Below are 16,489 nucleotides of genomic sequence, written 5' to 3'. Positions count from 1 at the left end.
CAATAACGCATTACCTTATTCTTAACCCTATTTAGAAGTGTTCTTCCAAAATTATTTCTACTTTTGTTTACAAGAAAAAATTAGTGTTTGAAACTATCCAAAGAGCTTAAAACTGGCATAATTGTGCTAGGGGGAATTTTACTTTTTATCATGGGATTTAGCTTTCTAAAGTCAAATCCAATTTTTGGTAAAAAGAAAGAATTTTTCGCAATCTATGACAACGTAGAAGGACTGGTGCCTTCTTCTAACGTGACCATTAATGGTTTACCTGTTGGTAAAGTAACCGCTATCGAATTTAAGGATAAAACAGGTAAGTTATTAGTGACTTTTAGTTTAGAAAAAGAATTTGATTTTTCGGTAAATAGTAAAGTCGAGTTGTATGAACCTGGTTTAATTAGTGGTAAAGCATTAATGATCGTTCCGGCTTTTGATGGTGCTGCGTTAGCAAAAAATGGCGATACCTTAACCGCTGCAGTTAAACCGGGACTTACTGCCTTAGTTAACGAAACTATTACTCCGTTAAGAGAAAAAATAGAATCGATGTTGGGAAGTGCTGATTCTTTGATGTTGAATGTAAATTCAATGCTAGATGATGATACTAAACGGGACTTCCGTAATAGTCTAAAAGCATTAAACCAAACGGTGGTAAGTTTTAATAACACGTCAAAAACCTTAAATGAGTTAGTTTCCGGTAATAAGCAAAAACTAGATAATACTATTGGTAATATTGATAAGATTACCACCGATCTTTCTAAAACAACCGATGCCCTAGCAAAGGCAGATCTGCAAAAAACTGTGGCTGACCTACAGAAAACAGTCAATAACTTTAATAGCGTTTTGGCTAAGGTAGATAAAGGAGAGGGTTCATTAGGTAAGTTATTGAAAGATGAAGGTCTTTATACTAATTTAAGTGGAGCCTCAAAACAGTTAGAAGCTCTTTTGGAAGATATGAAGTTAAACCCTAAGCGCTATGTACACTTTTCATTGTTTGGTAAAAAGCAAGTAAAATATGAAGCGCCTGGAGAAACGGATGATGCTAAACAAGATAATTAACTAAACTACAAAATTACAATCGATGCATTTTGGTATTGGTAACATAGTATTTCTAGTCATTTTCGCAATTGGAGTTGGGTATTTTACGATGAATGTCCGAAAACTAATGCGAAATGTAAAGTTAGGCAAAGAGATTGACCGTAGTGATAACAAATCAGCTCGATGGAAGAATATGGCAATGGTTGCCTTAGGTCAATCTAAAATGGTAACAAGACCAATTGCAGGTTTACTTCATATTATTGTTTACATTGGTTTCATCATTATTAACATCGAAGTGTTAGAAATTGTCATTGATGGTATTTTCGGTACGCATCGTATTTTTCAACCAATTTTAGGAAACGCGGTCTACGGATTTCTAATAGGTACTTTTGAAATTTTAGCTGTATTGGTATTAGTCTCAGTGATTATCTTTTGGTTGCGTCGTAACGTAATTAAATTACAGCGTTTCATGAAGTCTGAAATGAAAGGCTGGCCCAAAAGCGATGGTAATATCATATTATATTTTGAAGTAGTGCTAATGACATTATTCCTAACAATGAATGCCACTGATATTTCTTTTCAAGAAGCAGGAGTTGGAAATTGGATAAGTGGCCCATTTGCATCTGTTTTTGGTGATAATGCTGATACGCTACATATAATAGAACGAGGAGCTTGGTGGCTGCACATTGTGGGGATTCTCATTTTCTTGAATTACTTGTATTTTTCAAAACACCTGCACATACTATTGGCATTTCCAAATACATTTTACGCTAATTTGAAGCCTAAAGGTGAGTTCAATAATCTTGATTCTGTTACTAAAGAGGTCATGCTGATGATGGATCCTATCGCTGATCCTTTTGCGGTACCAGCCGAAGATGAAGCGGAGTCAGAGCCTGAGAAATTTGGGGCAAGTGATGTAGCAGATTTAAACTGGGTACAACTGCTAAATGCATATACCTGCACGGAATGTGGACGTTGTACGAGCGAATGCCCTGCGAACCAAACAGGTAAAAAACTGTCTCCTAGAAAGATTATGATGGATACTCGTGATCGTTTGGAGGAAGTAGGTAAGAATATAGATAAAAATAAAGGCGAGTTTGTTGATGATGGCAAACAGTTGCTTGATGATTATATCACAAAAGAAGAATTATGGGCATGTACTTCATGTAATGCATGTGTCGAAGCTTGCCCAGTAGGTATTGACCCATTATCAATTATCATTGATATGCGTCGTTATCTTGTAATGGAACAGTCGGCCGCACCAACCGATTTGAATAACATGATGTCTAACATCGAAAATAACGGCGCACCATGGCCATTTAATCAAATGGACCGCCTAAATTGGAAAGATGAAGTTTAAAATTAACTATTTATTGTGAACAAAGAAGAAGTAGAGAAGTTATTACATGACAAAGTAGAAAGTGGAGAACATGTAAGTCCGGTGCTGCCAGAAGGAATTAAAAATTATCTTATTGATATTGACGGAACAATCACCGAAGATGTACCAAATGAAGAGCCTGAGCGGATGGAGACCTGCGAGCCCTTTCCTGATGCGTTGGCTACGCTAAATAGGTGGTACGATGAAGGTCATATAATCTGTTTTTTCACCTCTAGAACCGAAGATCATAGAGTGGTAACGACTGAGTGGCTTAACAGACATGGATTTAAGTTTCATAGCCTGTTAATGGGTAAACCCAGAGGTGGTAATTATCATTGGATAGACAATCATTTGGTACGCGCGACTCGTTACAAGGGTAAGTTTACCGATTTGGTTGAAAAAGAAGTGACAATAGAAGTATTTGATGACGGACACCACGATTAATTTAATGTCCAGTGCGTCTTTTGTAAATAATAAAGCATATGAGTGAGATTCTAAAGGTGCCAACGATGGCCGAATATATGGCTGAAGGAAAACAACCTGAGGTGCTCTTTTGGGTTGGCTGTTCCGGAAGCTTTGATGACCGTGCAAAAAAGATAACAAAAGCCTTTGTGAAGTTATTGTATAAAGCTAATGTTGATTTCGCTGTTTTAGGTACTGAAGAAAGTTGTACTGGAGATCCTGCCAAACGTGCTGGAAATGAGTTTTTGTTTCAAATGCAAGCGGTTACCAATATCGAGGTGATGAATGGCTATGGAATAAAAAAAGTAGTAACAGCATGTCCACACTGTTTTAATACGATTAAAAATGAGTATGCTGCGCTAGGCGGCAGTTATGAAGTAGTGCACCATACACAGTTTTTAAAATCACTTTTAGACGACGGTCGATTAACCATTGAAGGTGGACAGTTTAAAGGTAAACGTATCACTTTTCATGATCCCTGTTATTTAGGTCGTGCCAATAATGTATATGAAGCACCTAGAGAGCTAATAAGAAAATTAGATGTTGAGCTTGTTGAAATGCGCAAATGCAAGAAAAATGGACTGTGTTGTGGTGCAGGTGGGGCCCAGATGTTTAAAGAACCCGAGCCCGGAAATAAAGACGTTAACATTGAACGTACAGAACAGGCTTTAGAAACAAAACCGGATATTATTGCGGCCGGGTGTCCATTTTGTAATACCATGATGACCGATGGTGTGAAAAATAAGGAAAAAGAAGAGAGCATTGCCGTAATGGATATTGCCGAGCTTATCGCAAATGCACAAGATTTATAAAATAATCTGCAAGGTTTTCAGAAGCTTGCAGTTTTGATTCTACTTTTAAAATGCTAGTTGATTTTAATACATTACCAGATACCGCTAGAGTTTGGATTTACCAAGCCAATCGTAGTTTTACTGATGACGAGCTAGCGACCATTAATAGTAAATTAGATAGTTTTATAACTGAATGGACAGCACATGGGGCTGATTTAAAGGCAGGGTATGACATTAAATACAAGCGTTTTATTACCATTGGGCTCGATCAAAGTTTAAATGCGGCTAGCGGATGTTCAATTGATGCATCAGTACATTTTATTCAAGAGTTAGAAAAGGAATTCAAGGTTGATTTGCTAGACAAAATGAATGTGTCTTACAAACAAGGTGAATTCATAGCTTATAAACCTTTATCAGATTTTAGAAAAATGGCTAAAAACAAGTCAGTTTCAAAAAAGACGATTGTCTTCAATAACTTGGTTACCAATAAAGCAGAGTATCTTGATAATTGGGAGGTTCCGGCAGCTGAAAGTTGGCATGCTAGATTTATGTAATGACTTAAGAGACATTTTCCTATTACTCATTCTGCATTTCTACCTTAGAGAACAACTTTGTTAATAGCATTTTGTTAAAACAAAATTTTATCTCATTCAAACCGTTATTTTAGAGGTAGATTTTTCGGATTATATTTTATGCGTAGTATTTTTACTTTATTGCTTCTAGTGAGCATACCCCTTTCTATTTATTCACAACAACCAGACCCATTACTAGCGAAAGATGCGTTGGCCCAACAGCAATGGGTCGATAGTATCTATAACCAACTTAGTTTAAAAGAAAAGGTTGGACAGCTTTTTATGGTACGAGCATTCTCAGGTGCCAAATATCAGAATAGCGATAAAATAAAGAAGCTTATACAAGAACACAACGTTGGTGGTATAATTTATTCCTTGGGAAATTCGTTAGCTCAGGCAAAACTTAACAATGAGTTTCAGGCACTCTCAAAAGTTCCTTTGATAAATGGAATGGACGCCGAGTGGGGCTTAAGTATGCGACTTGATGATACTTTTTCTTTTCCTTATAATGTGACTTTAGGGGCTGTCAAAGATGAAAGCTTAATTGAGAAGGTCGGTAAACAGATGGGGGAGCATTGTAAGCGTTTGGGTGTGCACATTAACTTTGCACCCGATATTGATGTGAATATCAACCCAAAAAACCCTGTTATTGGTAGCCGATCTTTTGGTGAAGATAAAAACCGCGTTAGTAATTTAGGAGTAGCTTTTTCAAAAGGTATGCAAGCTGCGGGTGTGCTGGCTTGCGGTAAGCACTTTCCTGGTCATGGTGATACAGATACCGATTCACATAAAGCTTTACCAACAATCCCTTTTACAAAAGAACGCATTGATAGTATAGAACTGTATCCTTTTAAAAAACTTATCGAGGCCAATGTTGCGAGTATGATGATTGCCCATTTAAATATCCCCGCTTTTGAAAGTAGGGTGAACGTTCCGTCTTCTGTTTCAAAAAATATTGTTACCGATCTATTACAAAAACAACTCGGGTTTAACGGTTTGGTATTTACTGATGCCTTAGAAATGCGAGGAGTAGCCAATTCTGGTAATCCCGGCGAAGTCGATTTAAATGCTTTTTTAGCGGGTAACGACATGCTACTTATCTCAGAAGATGTCAAGCTTGCATCAGAAAAAATTATCAAAGCATATAATGATCGTATTTTCAGCGAAGAGCGCCTGGCACATTCCGTAAAAAAAATACTGAAGGCAAAATACTTGGTAGGGCTAAACAATTACTGTGATGTTTCTCTTGAAAACTTAAGAGAAGATTTACATACAATTGAAAATGATCTGCTCGAAGAAGAAATCTATGAAAATGCGATTACCCTTCTTAAAAATGAAAGTGAGATATTACCAATTAAGGACCTTGAAAGAAGTAAAGTTGCTTATGTGAAATTTGGTGATGCAAATTCAGATGCCTTTGTAGAGGTACTGAACAATTATATGAAGGTAGATGTGATAAAAGCTCCAAAATTAGATCAACTGTCAACTAAGTTAAAACCATATACGCACGTGATTATTGCTTTGCATAAATCTACTAAAACTCCTTGGGAATCGTATCAATTTACAGACAAAGAAAAGGTTTGGTTATATGAAATTGCCAGAAATAAAAAGGTGATTCTAGATGTATTTACTAAACCCTATGCATTGAATGATTTGTTAACTACAGTTAACATCGAAGCGGTTATAGCAAGCTATCAAAACAATAGGGTAAGTCAGGAGAAATCTGCTCAGTTAATTTTTGGAGCGATTCCTTTTAAGGGAGGCTTACCTGTAACGTCAGGTTCCGATTTTCCTGTTGGGACTTCGCTTACTACAAAACCCATAAGTCGATTGAAGTATGGCCTGCCCGAAAGTGTTGGTTTAAGTAGTTACGGGCTTAAAAAGGTTGATTCACTAGCGCAACTTGTGGTGAAAGGGGCGATGGCACCCGGGCTACAGTTGTTAATTGCTAAAAAAGGAACGGTAGTGTACCATAAATCACTCGGGCATCATACATATGATAAAAAACAAAAAGTGAAGAAAAGCCATCTTTATGATGTTGCGAGTATGACCAAAATTATGGCAACCTTACCAATGGTAATGAAGTTAGTAGATTCAGGGGCGATAAGTATTGATACTAGGCTGCGTAAACTGTCTAAAGAACTAAGAAAATCAAATAAAGATACACTTACCATTAAGCAGATATTGTCTCATTATGGTCGTCTAAAACCTTGGATACCATTTTATTTAAAAACACTTGACAGTAGCTCGGGTAAATTACTTGCCCAGTATTACCAACGTCGTCGATCGAAACGCTTCTCTGTTAAAGTGGCAGATGATTTATATCTAAGAACGGATTATAAAGACAGTATTGTAAAAATGGTACTCGATAGTGATCTAAGAGATCGACTGGAATATCGATATAGTGATCTTCCGTATTATTTAATGAAAGATTATATCGAGAAGACATATGGTAAGGGACTGGATAAACTAGTGCAAGATAATTTTTATAAGTCTATCGGTGCCCATTTTACAACCTATAATCCGCTTCAAAAGTTTAATAGAAAATTAATAATACCTAGTGAGAATGATACGTATTTTCGCAACCAAACAGTTCATGGTTATGTGCATGATATGGGGGCGGCAATGTTGGATGGTGTAGGTGGTCATGCTGGTATTTTTAGCAATGCGAATGATGTAGCCAAGATTATGCAAATGTATTTACAGGGGGGTAGTTACGGTGGCAAAAAATACCTAAATGAAGAGACCATTAACGGATTTAATACGTGCTATTATTGCCCTGAAATGAATAGAAGAGGCGTTGGTTTTGACAAACCTCAATTGGGCGAGAAAGGGTCAACCTGCGGCTGCGTTTCAATGGATAGTTTTGGACATTCAGGTTTCACAGGTACATATACTTGGGCAGATCCGGAAAAGGAAATTATCTATGTCTTTTTATCAAATAGAACATACCCAACGATGTCAAATAGAAAGTTAATTAAAACCAACATTCGTACAGAAATACAACGAGCTATTTACGATGCAGTAATCGAGTAGACAAGTGTAAGTTTTTAAACGAAAAATGCACTAATAAATCGAATCTTATAACTAAAACTAAATAAATTGAAAATAGCGATCGTTTGTTATCCCACCTTTGGAGGTAGTGGTGTTGTTGCTACAGAGCTAGGCATTGCCTTAGCGAATCGGGGTCATGAAGTTCATTTTATTACCTACAAGCAGCCTGTGCGTCTCGCAATGCTAAACAGTAAAATCCATTTTCATGAAGTTCATGTACCGCAATATCCACTATTTAAGTATCAGCCTTATGAGCTAGCATTGTCTAGTAAGTTAGTTGATATGGTGAAGCTGTATAAGATAGATTTACTTCATGTACACTATGCCATTCCACATGCGTACGCTGGATATATGGCAAAAAAAATGCTGGAAGACCAAGGGATTACAATTCCTATGGTTACAACACTTCACGGTACCGACATAACCTTAGTAGGAAACCATCCCGATTATAAAACAGCCGTTAGTTTTAGTATAAATAAATCAGATGTTGTAACGGCAGTTTCACAAAGTTTAAAGCGTGATACACTGAGATTATTTGATATTAAACAAGATATTGAGGTGGTTCCTAACTTTATCGATGCAGGTAAGTACAATCATGGTTTTACTGATTGTCAAAGAGATATGTTGGCTGGAGAAGAAGAAAGGATTGTAACACATATTAGTAATTTTAGAAAAGTAAAAAGAATATCAGATATCATAAGAATATTTTACCGTATTCAACAAGAACTTCCGGCTCGTTTGATGATGGTAGGTGAAGGACCTGAGAAAGAAGGAGCAGAAAAATTATCTGAAGAACTGGGAATAGCTGATAAAGTAATATTTTTAGGAAACAGCGAGGAAATCGATAAGTTACTCTGTTTTTCTGACCTCTTTTTATTACCATCGGAAACAGAAAGCTTTGGATTGGCAGCCTTGGAGGCGATGATAAATAAAACACCGGTAATATCAAGTAATACAGGAGGGATTCCAGAGGTGAATATCAATGGAATTTCAGGTTATTTAAGTGATGTGGGTAATGTAGAAGAAATGGCAAATAATGCGATCAAAATCTTAAAAGACCCTGCCGTATTAGAGAAGTTTAAAAGCAACGCGTTAACGGAAGCAAAAAAGTTCGATATCTCTCATATTGTACCTATATATGAGGAAATCTATCAAAAAGCTTTCCAGTTGGCCTAACTTAAGAGAATATGAATAAAGCAGCATTAATAGTAGTTGCATTTTTTATGACAGCTTGCGGTGGCGCAAAACAACAAAATGGAGCGATGGAAGCTAACCAAAATAATCAAAAAAAACCGTTGTTTGAAGTGCTTGTTCAGCATTCTCATGGTGGCTACGAACAACCACAAATAAAAATTATTAAGGAGCCAAAGGCTTTACAAGAAGTGTATGCTAAGATAAATATGACCAGAAGACCCGGTTTCCCTATTCCGGATGTTGATTTTGATAAGGAAATGATTATTGGATTATACATGGGTGAAAAGAATTATGGAGGATATTCAATTAGTATTGATAACGTTGAAGAAACGAAAAAGGAACTGATAATATTTGTTAAGGAATCTACTCCTGAAGGGATGATGGCCACGACGGTCATTTGCCAACCGTTTTGCATTGTAAAAATACCTGCTACTAAGAAAGAGATTGTTTTTAAAAAAGTAAGCTAGCGATCCAGATAATGTTTATCAGGTAAGTTTCGTAATGATTCTGCAGCCTGCTCTGCGCTAATGTCACGTTGTGGGCCGGCAAACATTTCATATCCAACCATAAATTTCTTTACGGTTGCAGACCGCAAAAGAGGAGGGTAAAAGGACATATGAAAGTGCCAATGTTTATTCTCTTCTCCATTTGTAGGGCTTTGATGAATACCTGCCGAATATGGGAATGAAGTTTCAAAAAGGTTATCATATTTGGTGGTGAGCTTCTTTAAGATCGATGCAAAAGCTTCTTTTTCATCGTCATTTAATAAACCAATATGTTGAACGTGCCTCTTGGTAATAATCATGGTTTCATAGGGCCAGACTGCCCAAAACGGCACGAGGGCAACAAAGTGGGTATTTTCTGAGATAATTCGCTCTTTTGTTTCTAGTTCTTGTGCTAAGTAATCGGCTAACAAACTATTTGAGTTACGTTGCCAGTAAGCTAATTGGTGTTTATCTTTTTTAACTACCTCATCAGGTATCGTTTGCTGCGCCCATATTTGTCCATGTGGGTGCGGATTACTGCAACCCATCACGCTTCCCTTATTTTCAAATATTTGAACATGATTAATGTTGTTTAACTGCCCGAGAGTTTTATACTCCTCTTGCCAAAGGTTGATTACCTGATAGATAGCATCAACTGACATTTGCGGAAGCGTAAGCGAATGGTCAGGGGAAAAGCACACAACTTTACATAGTCCATCCTCTGTTTTAGCTGTTAGCAGCCCCTTGTTCAGTTCAGTATTACCTGTGTTTTCTATTAAAGCAGCAAAATCATTTTGAAAAGCATAGGTCGAAGTATAAGCAGAATTGGTTTCACCATTTGCCCTTGTATTTCCTGGACATAAATAGCAGGTTTCATCATAAGAGGGCATTTTTGTAGTATTTATTTTTTCAACTTTACCCTGCCATGGTCTTTTGGTACGATGTGGTGAAACCAAAATCCATTCGCCAGTTAAAATGTTATAACGTCTATGAGGCTGTTGGTAAAAGTTTAGGCTCATTATATAGCAGATTTTAGTGTTGTACCCTCGTCGGGTTCAATAATATTGGCGCTTAATTCAAATGAAAATTTTTCTAAATAGGCCTGACTAACTTGAGAAATATAGTTGTCAATTATATCTTGATGAATGATGTTAATGGTACAACCACCAAAACCCCCGCCCATCATTCGGGCTCCTAAAATTTGATCGTTCTGCTTTGCGAATTCAATTAAAAAGTCAAGTTCTTTACAACTTACCTGATATTGATTTTGTAATCCTTTATGCGATTCATACATAAGCTTTCCGAATTCATGTAGCTGATGTTTTTGTAAAAAATCAGCCGCTTGCAAAACACGAAGATTTTCGTTTACGATAAAATGACTTCGTTTAAACAGGATGGGGTCCATTGATGCTTGCAGGGTGTTTAGCATATTGTTATCCACTTTTCTAAGCGAGGTGACTGCAGGATAATGTTGTTGAATAAACTGTACTGCTGTCTCGCATTCAGTTCTTCTGGTATTGTATTCACTACTAGCTAGGTTATGCGAAACATTTGTATTGAGTAGTAATAATTTATAAGGTTTTAAATTCATGGGAATCAACGAATAAGTAACTGATTCACAATCTAGAAGTACCACATGGTTTTTCTTACTAATCATTACAGCAAACTGGTCCATGATTCCGCATTTTGTACCAACAAAATGATGTTCTGCATCGCGAGATAGCTGAATCATATCAAGTGTTGATACTCCAAGATTAAACAATTGATTAAGCCCATACGCCATACCACACTCCAACGCGGCTGATGAACTTATTCCTGATCCTATAGGTAGCTGACTATCAATTATACAATCAAATCCTGATATTGCACTGCTGTATTGTTGCAATCCGTGAATTACACCAAGAATATAATTTTCCCATTGATGCTCACTTTTTTGAATATGGTTGAGATTTATTTTTAAAGTATTGTCAAAACCAATACTATTAATAGTACATATATCTGGATTATTACTCTTCTTAAAATACAGGTGAATCTTTTGGTCAATTGCTGTTGGTAATACAAGACCATCATTATAATCAGTATGTCCTCCAATAAAATTAATTCTTCCAGGAGAGTGCACCGTGATATCTGCATTAAAAGCTTTGATTAACGCATCGCTATCTTTAGTAAAAAAAGTTTCAGTTTTTTTCAATGTTAGGTTAAAAACGATTAATGACAACTAGCATGTTGATAAAAGAATTACACAAATATAATAAATGTATTTTTTACATTTATTATATAAATTGTTCTTCTTTTTCCTCAAAATTGAAAAATCATTGAGTTCATGTATTTTTGGAGAAATCTAAAAGCTTAATGAGTACGTCAACTTCACTTTGGAAAAGAGATTGGTATCAAGATCACGACCCTATGTATATCGCAACCGATTGTATCATTTTTGGTTTTGATGATGGTATTTTAAAGCTGTTGGTGTTTAAACGAAGGGTAGAACCCCAAAAAGGTGCTTACTCGTTGATAGGTAGCTTTGTAAAGCTTGATGAGAGCGTTACTGATGCAGCAAAAAGGGTACTAGAGGAGATCACTGGTTTGCAAAACGTTTTTATGGAAGAACTTCGCACCTATAATGCTGTAATGAGAGATCCCGGGTATCGGTGTATATCCATTGGTCAATATGCACTAATTCGCATTAATGAATATGATAAAGAATTGGTCGAGGAACACGGTGCCATTTGGTATCCTTTTGATGAATTACCAGGATTGGTTTTAGACCACGATGATATGGTAAAAGACGCTTTGGCGAGGCTGCGTAGAAAAGCTAGATACCAACCTATTGGTTTTGAATTGTTACCCGAGAAGTTTACCATTCCGCAATTACAAAGTCTGTATGAGGCTATTTACCAGAAGAAAATGGACTCTCGAAATTTTCGCAAGAAAGTCTTGTCATTTGGAGTATTGATTAAACTAAATGAGAAAGACAAGTTAAGCTCAAAAAAGGGAGCATTTCTCTATAAGTTTGATCACTTAAAATATGAGGCTTTGGTGGCGAAGGGAATTAATTTTGAGGTTTAAAGAGATGAAGGATTATCAGATACTTTTTGATAATATACATGAGTTTGTTAAGGTAAAGACCTTTTCTAAGCACGAACAGTTGGTTAATGGTATAATTGCTACTATTGAATCTGGTTATGCGAAAAAAGGTGATCGGTTACCATCTATTAACAAAATGGTTGAAGAATTAGGATTTGCTCGTAAGACCATTGTTAGAGCCTACGAAGAAATGAAAAGTAGAGGTTTGGTAGAATCTAAAAGCCTGAAGGGATATTACATCGCCAATACCAATACCAAATTAAAGCTAAAGTTAGCTATCATCTTATATGCCTTTCACCCCATACAAGAAGATTTTTATAATGCTTTTAGAAAAGAACTAGGAAAAAAGTATCAGATAGATGTTTTTTTTCATCATAACAATCAAGAAGTTTTTTTGAATATCCTCTCAACAATTAAAGGTAAATATGGGATGTATGTTATTGCGCCTATACCATCTAAAGAAATGCCTTTGTTGTTAAGTGATATTCCAAAAGAACGTTTACTAGTGGTGGATAGGTTTATAGAATTGCCTGATGAATACTCTTATATCGCTCAAGAATTTGAAGATTCTACCTATCAGCAGTTGGTCGATATGTTGCCTGCGATTAAAAAGTATCGGAAGTTTATTCTTTTTTTTCAAGAAGCTTCAGACCATCCAGAAGGAATCAAGAATGCCTTTAGTCGTTTTGTGGACGATTACAATATTGATGGCTCCATTGAAAAAAAATATAATAGAGGTAGCGTCCGGAACAAAACCGCATATTTTCTGATTACCGACAGCTATCTGTGGGAAGTGTTAAGAGATTGTCGAAATGCCGAATATGTAATAGGTAAGGATGTTGGAATTTTATCGCATAATGATAATGCTGTGAAAGAGATGATATTTGGTGGTATAACAACCATATCTACCGATTTTAAGCAAATGGGAATTGAAGCTGCTGCATTTGTTAAGTACGGTGCTCGAACACACCGGATTATCCCTTCAAAAACAATAAGACGTAACTCGTTGTAATAACAGAGTCGGCGTTTTATGTATCAATAATTACTAATACCTGATTTTTTTTGTTAAAATTTTGCTTAATGTAAAAAATTTAATTCTATATTTGCTTGTAGCATAGAGTATCACAGATTATATAACTAAAAAACCTAATCTTCACTCTTAGCTTATTAAATAAGTAATTTTACGGGCTTATATTAACAAAACACCAATTTTCAGTTGGTATTTTTTTGAAATAATGAATTTTAAATCACTTTGAGGTATGTCTTGACCAATAAGTGTATTTTTTACATTTAATAATATAAACGTATAATTTACATTTATAAAATTTTAGTAATCAACCTTAATTAACAATCATCTTATGAGTAAAACTTTAAAAAGACTGTTACTAATAATGGTATTAGTCGCATTTGGCTCATCTGCCTATGCCCAAACCATTAGTATTTCAGGTACGGTATCAGACGACACTGGCCCCTTACCCGGAGTTAACATCGTAGAAAAAGGAACAACCAATGGTGTTACCACTGATTTTGATGGAAACTATACCATAAACAATGTTGCATCAGATGGTGTCTTGGTATTTAGTTATCTAGGTTTCCTTACACAGGAAATTCAGGTTAATGGACAAAGTACGATCAATATAACCATGCAGGTGGATGCGCAGCAATTAGATGAAGTCGTTATTGTTGGTTTTGGTTCTCAGACAAAACGAGATGTAACCGGTGCAATATCCCAGATTAAGCAAGAAGAAATAAAACAGATTGTAAATGCAGATCCAACCAATGCATTACAAGGACGTTTAGCGGGTGTGCAGGTAGAAAGCGGTGGTGGTGAACCTGGTGCACCTACCAATGTAATTGTCCGTGGTATTAGTTCTTTAACCAATACCTTTCCCCTTTATGTAGTCGACGGTACAGTTGTAGACGATATTAGCTTCTTAAATCCACAAGACATCGTAGATATACAGGTTCTTAAAGATGCAACGTCTGCTGCCATTTACGGTACAAGAGCTGCTAATGGTGTGGTTATCGTTTCGACCGATAGAGGTTCTGCTAATTCGGCACCACAAGTTTCGTTAAATATTCGTTCTGGGGTTAATACAGTTGCCAATACTTTAGATCTTTTAAACGGCCCTGAATTTATCAATTTTCTAAATCAGGCAGATCTGAATAGTGGCGGTACTGGTGGATTAACTGATGCTGGTATTAATACTGATTTTCAAGATTTGTCACTAAACTCAGGGACTATACAAGACGTGGGTTTTAATGTAAAAGGGGGTGGAGAGGACTCATCGTACTATTTTTCTGGGAATTATTATAACGAAGAGGCCATTGTTATTAGTAGTGATTTTGAGCGTATTAATACGCGATTAAATAGTCGATTTAAGTTTGGTAAATTCAAAATAGAACAATCCTTGGCGTTTAATCAAAATACCTTTAATAGAAATCCATTTTTCGGATCAGGTACATACGAACCGCCCGTGGTAAGAGCTTCTGCCCCTGAAAATGACGGTGGTTTTGAAGCTATTAATTCTAATAATTTTTTCGGCTCCGGAGGAACTAACAATTATGCATTAGCTCAGCTTGTTCAAGATGAAACTGTAGTTCGAAATGTATTGGGTAATGCTAATCTGTCATACGAAATAATTGACGGTCTGACTGCAACCATAAATTTTGGAGTTGACTACAGAAGTTCATATAGCAATACCTTTCAACCAACATATTTTTTAAGTCCAACGGATCAGCAGATCAATGATAACCCATTAAATGATTTGACTGAAGTTCGCGGAGAGATTACTTCTACTAACATAGAACCTACAGTTAACTACAAAAAGCAGTTCGGTAAACACGATGTAGATATTCTTTTAGGAGCTGCGCGACAGCAAATTGACAATAATACGCTTGCGGTTAACGTAGAAGGACTTCCTTCAAATAGTATTACTAATGTCGCAAACTTTGCAGATTTGGTTTTGAATACCGGTGGTGGTAGATTTTTATCTCGACTATTTTCTGGTTTCGGCCGTGTATACTATAAGTATGATGACACCTATTTATTATCGGCAATCGTGCGTAGGGATGCATCTTCTCGTTTTTCATCGGACGATGACAGGAATGTTGGAGTTTTTGCTTCATTTTCCGCGGGTTGGGTTATAAGCAATGAGTCTTTCTGGCCTGAAGATGGGTTGATTAATACTCTTAAACTAAGAGGAGGATATGGAGAGTTAGGATCTCAAAACATTGGTGACTTCTTGTTTCAACCTGTGCTGCAAGGCAACTCAGGGATTGCCATTAACAATAATTTCTTGAATGGTTTTGCTGTGGTGAATGGTGTAGATACGACCATTTCCTTTGAAACTGCTACTTCAACTAGTGTTGGACTCGACGCTACCTTGTTAGATAATAAGCTCTCAGTAAGTGCCGATTACTTTATTCGTGATAATAAAGATGTTTTAGCGCCAGTTTCCCAACCTGGTTCGCTAGGTATTGCAGGAACAATCATTCAAAATGCAGCTTCTATCCGTAACTCAGGGTTAGAACTTCAAGCAAATTATAATCATACTACGGAAAGTGATTTCAGTTTTAATGTAGGCGTTACATTTGCTACTGTTAAGAATGAACTTACTGCCTTACCTTCACCTTTTGTTGGGCCTAGTCTTGATGAAGAAGGTAACCGAGGTAACAGATTCGAAGTAGGTCAACCGGTAGGTTTCTTTTTCGGTTATGTGACCGATGGTATCTATAGAAGCCAAGCTGAAATAGATAGCGATCCAGGTCTAGCAAATGACGACGGTTCTGGTCGAAGAGGAGATTTAGTTCCTGGAGACTTTAGACGAATAGATATTAACGGGGATGGCCTTATTACAAGTGATGATCAAACTAATATTGGTTCACCTGTACCGGATTTTACATATGGTGTTAACTTTAATGCGAATTATAAAAATTGGGATTTTGGTCTAAATATAAACGGAGTGCAGGGAAATGAAATTTACAATGCAACACGTTTTACAGGTACATTCTTTTTAGACGGTAACAAATTTGGTTATAACCGTAATGCATTTGTTGCGGGTGTTAATGAAAACACAAATATCCCTAGACCAACTTTTGGGGGTGGGGCTGCAGCAAACAACGCGCCTTCTAGCTTTTTTGTGGAAGATGGTTCTTATTTAAGGTTACGTTCTATTGAAATTGGCTATGATCTTACAAAAGCAATTAATATTGATTGGGTGAGCAGAGCAAGGTTATTCTTTAATGCGCAAAACCTATTCACTATTACCAACTATACTGGTTACGATCCTGAAATTGGATCTACCCTTCGAGGTACGGGAGGTGGATTCTTCGGATTTGCAAATAACACCACTCCTATATTGGGAAGGGGAATTGATTTAGGAACGCAACCAAGACCAAGAACGTTTATGCTTGGAGCGCAGTTAACGTTTTAAA

At 36.5% G+C, this 16,489-nt stretch carries 13 protein-coding genes; 11 read left to right on the top strand and 2 right to left on the bottom strand.

Going from position 1 to position 16,489, the window contains the following annotated elements; translation table 11 throughout:
• Nucleotides 1-87: 87 nt before the first annotated feature.
• From ABN763_RS08135 to ABN763_RS08100, 8 genes are all read left to right on the top strand, one after another.
• On the top strand, nt 88-1,053 hold the full coding sequence (locus ABN763_RS08135) for an MlaD family protein (protein ID WP_410484956.1): 966 nt from the start codon (nt 88-90) through the stop codon (nt 1,051-1,053).
• Between the two features lie 22 nt (nt 1,054-1,075).
• Nucleotides 1,076-2,392: a 4Fe-4S dicluster domain-containing protein gene (locus tag ABN763_RS08130; RefSeq protein WP_410484955.1), complete on the top strand. Its 1,317-nt coding sequence runs from the start codon at nt 1,076-1,078 to the stop codon at nt 2,390-2,392.
• A 15-nt stretch (nt 2,393-2,407) separates the two neighbouring features.
• Entirely contained in the window at nt 2,408-2,854 is a 447-nt protein-coding gene (locus ABN763_RS08125) for a phosphoheptose isomerase (RefSeq protein ID WP_410484954.1), read from the top strand.
• Nucleotides 2,855-2,892: 38 nt separating this feature from the next.
• Entirely contained in the window at nt 2,893-3,684 is a 792-nt protein-coding gene (locus ABN763_RS08120) for a (Fe-S)-binding protein (protein ID WP_410484953.1), read from the top strand.
• A gap of 50 nt (nt 3,685-3,734) precedes the next feature.
• On the top strand, nt 3,735-4,217 hold the full coding sequence (locus tag ABN763_RS08115; RefSeq protein ID WP_410484952.1) for an ABC transporter ATPase: 483 nt from the start codon (nt 3,735-3,737) through the stop codon (nt 4,215-4,217).
• Between the two features lie 138 nt (nt 4,218-4,355).
• Nucleotides 4,356-7,271 (top strand): glycoside hydrolase family 3 N-terminal domain-containing protein, encoded by a 2,916-nt coding sequence (locus ABN763_RS08110; RefSeq protein ID WP_410484951.1) that lies wholly within the window; start codon nt 4,356-4,358, stop codon nt 7,269-7,271.
• Between the two features lie 66 nt (nt 7,272-7,337).
• Nucleotides 7,338-8,465 (top strand): N-acetyl-alpha-D-glucosaminyl L-malate synthase BshA, encoded by a 1,128-nt coding sequence (gene bshA, locus ABN763_RS08105; RefSeq protein WP_410484950.1) that lies wholly within the window; start codon nt 7,338-7,340, stop codon nt 8,463-8,465.
• An 11-nt stretch (nt 8,466-8,476) separates the two neighbouring features.
• Complete coding sequence (locus tag ABN763_RS08100) at nt 8,477-8,950, top strand: protease complex subunit PrcB family protein (RefSeq protein WP_410484949.1); 474 nt, start codon at nt 8,477-8,479, stop codon at nt 8,948-8,950.
• Here the strand turns inward: ABN763_RS08100 and ABN763_RS08095 are convergent.
• Together ABN763_RS08095 and galK are read right to left on the bottom strand one after the other, a co-directional pair.
• A complete protein-coding gene (locus ABN763_RS08095) occupies nt 8,947-9,987 on the bottom strand; it encodes a UDP-glucose--hexose-1-phosphate uridylyltransferase (protein ID WP_410484948.1) in 1,041 nt (346 codons plus the stop codon). The genes ABN763_RS08100 and ABN763_RS08095 overlap by 4 nt on opposite strands.
• Complete coding sequence (galK, locus tag ABN763_RS08090; RefSeq protein ID WP_410484947.1) at nt 9,987-11,159, bottom strand: galactokinase; 1,173 nt, start codon at nt 11,157-11,159, stop codon at nt 9,987-9,989. Before galK ends, ABN763_RS08095 begins: the two co-directional genes overlap by 1 nt.
• Nucleotides 11,160-11,320: 161 nt before the next feature.
• On the opposite strand from galK, the gene ABN763_RS08085 reads away from it, so the two are divergent.
• The 3 genes from ABN763_RS08085 to ABN763_RS08075 all read left to right on the top strand — a co-directional run bounded on the left by ABN763_RS08085 (nt 11,321) and on the right by ABN763_RS08075 (nt 16,488).
• Complete coding sequence (locus tag ABN763_RS08085) at nt 11,321-12,034, top strand: NUDIX hydrolase (protein ID WP_410484946.1); 714 nt, start codon at nt 11,321-11,323, stop codon at nt 12,032-12,034.
• A 4-nt stretch (nt 12,035-12,038) separates the two neighbouring features.
• A complete protein-coding gene (locus ABN763_RS08080; protein WP_410484945.1) occupies nt 12,039-13,064 on the top strand; it encodes a GntR family transcriptional regulator in 1,026 nt (341 codons plus the stop codon).
• Between the two features lie 346 nt (nt 13,065-13,410).
• Complete coding sequence (locus ABN763_RS08075) at nt 13,411-16,488, top strand: SusC/RagA family TonB-linked outer membrane protein (protein ID WP_410484944.1); 3,078 nt, start codon at nt 13,411-13,413, stop codon at nt 16,486-16,488.
• Nucleotide 16,489: the final 1 nt, after the last annotated feature.

The organism is Spongiivirga sp. MCCC 1A20706, from assembly GCF_046524175.1.
Classification (GTDB): domain Bacteria; phylum Bacteroidota; class Bacteroidia; order Flavobacteriales; family Flavobacteriaceae; genus Spongiivirga.
This window is presented reverse-complemented; position numbering and strand designations above follow the sequence as displayed.

Bases quoted from the DNA above. Each gene is read 5' to 3' on its own strand.
- ABN763_RS08130 (WP_410484955.1), top strand. From the start codon at position 1,076: ATGCATTTTGGTATTGGTAACATAGTATTTCTAGTCATTTTCGCAATT.
- ABN763_RS08120 (WP_410484953.1), top strand. From the start codon at position 2,893: ATGAGTGAGATTCTAAAGGTGCCAACGATGGCCGAATATATGGCTGAA.
- ABN763_RS08115 (WP_410484952.1), top strand. From the start codon at position 3,735: ATGCTAGTTGATTTTAATACATTACCAGATACCGCTAGAGTTTGGATT.
- ABN763_RS08110 (WP_410484951.1), top strand. From the start codon at position 4,356: ATGCGTAGTATTTTTACTTTATTGCTTCTAGTGAGCATACCCCTTTCT.
- ABN763_RS08100 (WP_410484949.1), top strand. From the start codon at position 8,477: ATGAATAAAGCAGCATTAATAGTAGTTGCATTTTTTATGACAGCTTGC.
- ABN763_RS08095 (WP_410484948.1), bottom strand. From the start codon at position 9,987: ATGAGCCTAAACTTTTACCAACAGCCTCATAGACGTTATAACATTTTA.
- ABN763_RS08085 (WP_410484946.1), top strand. From the start codon at position 11,321: ATGAGTACGTCAACTTCACTTTGGAAAAGAGATTGGTATCAAGATCAC.
- ABN763_RS08080 (WP_410484945.1), top strand. From the start codon at position 12,039: ATGAAGGATTATCAGATACTTTTTGATAATATACATGAGTTTGTTAAG.
- ABN763_RS08075 (WP_410484944.1), top strand. From the start codon at position 13,411: ATGAGTAAAACTTTAAAAAGACTGTTACTAATAATGGTATTAGTCGCA.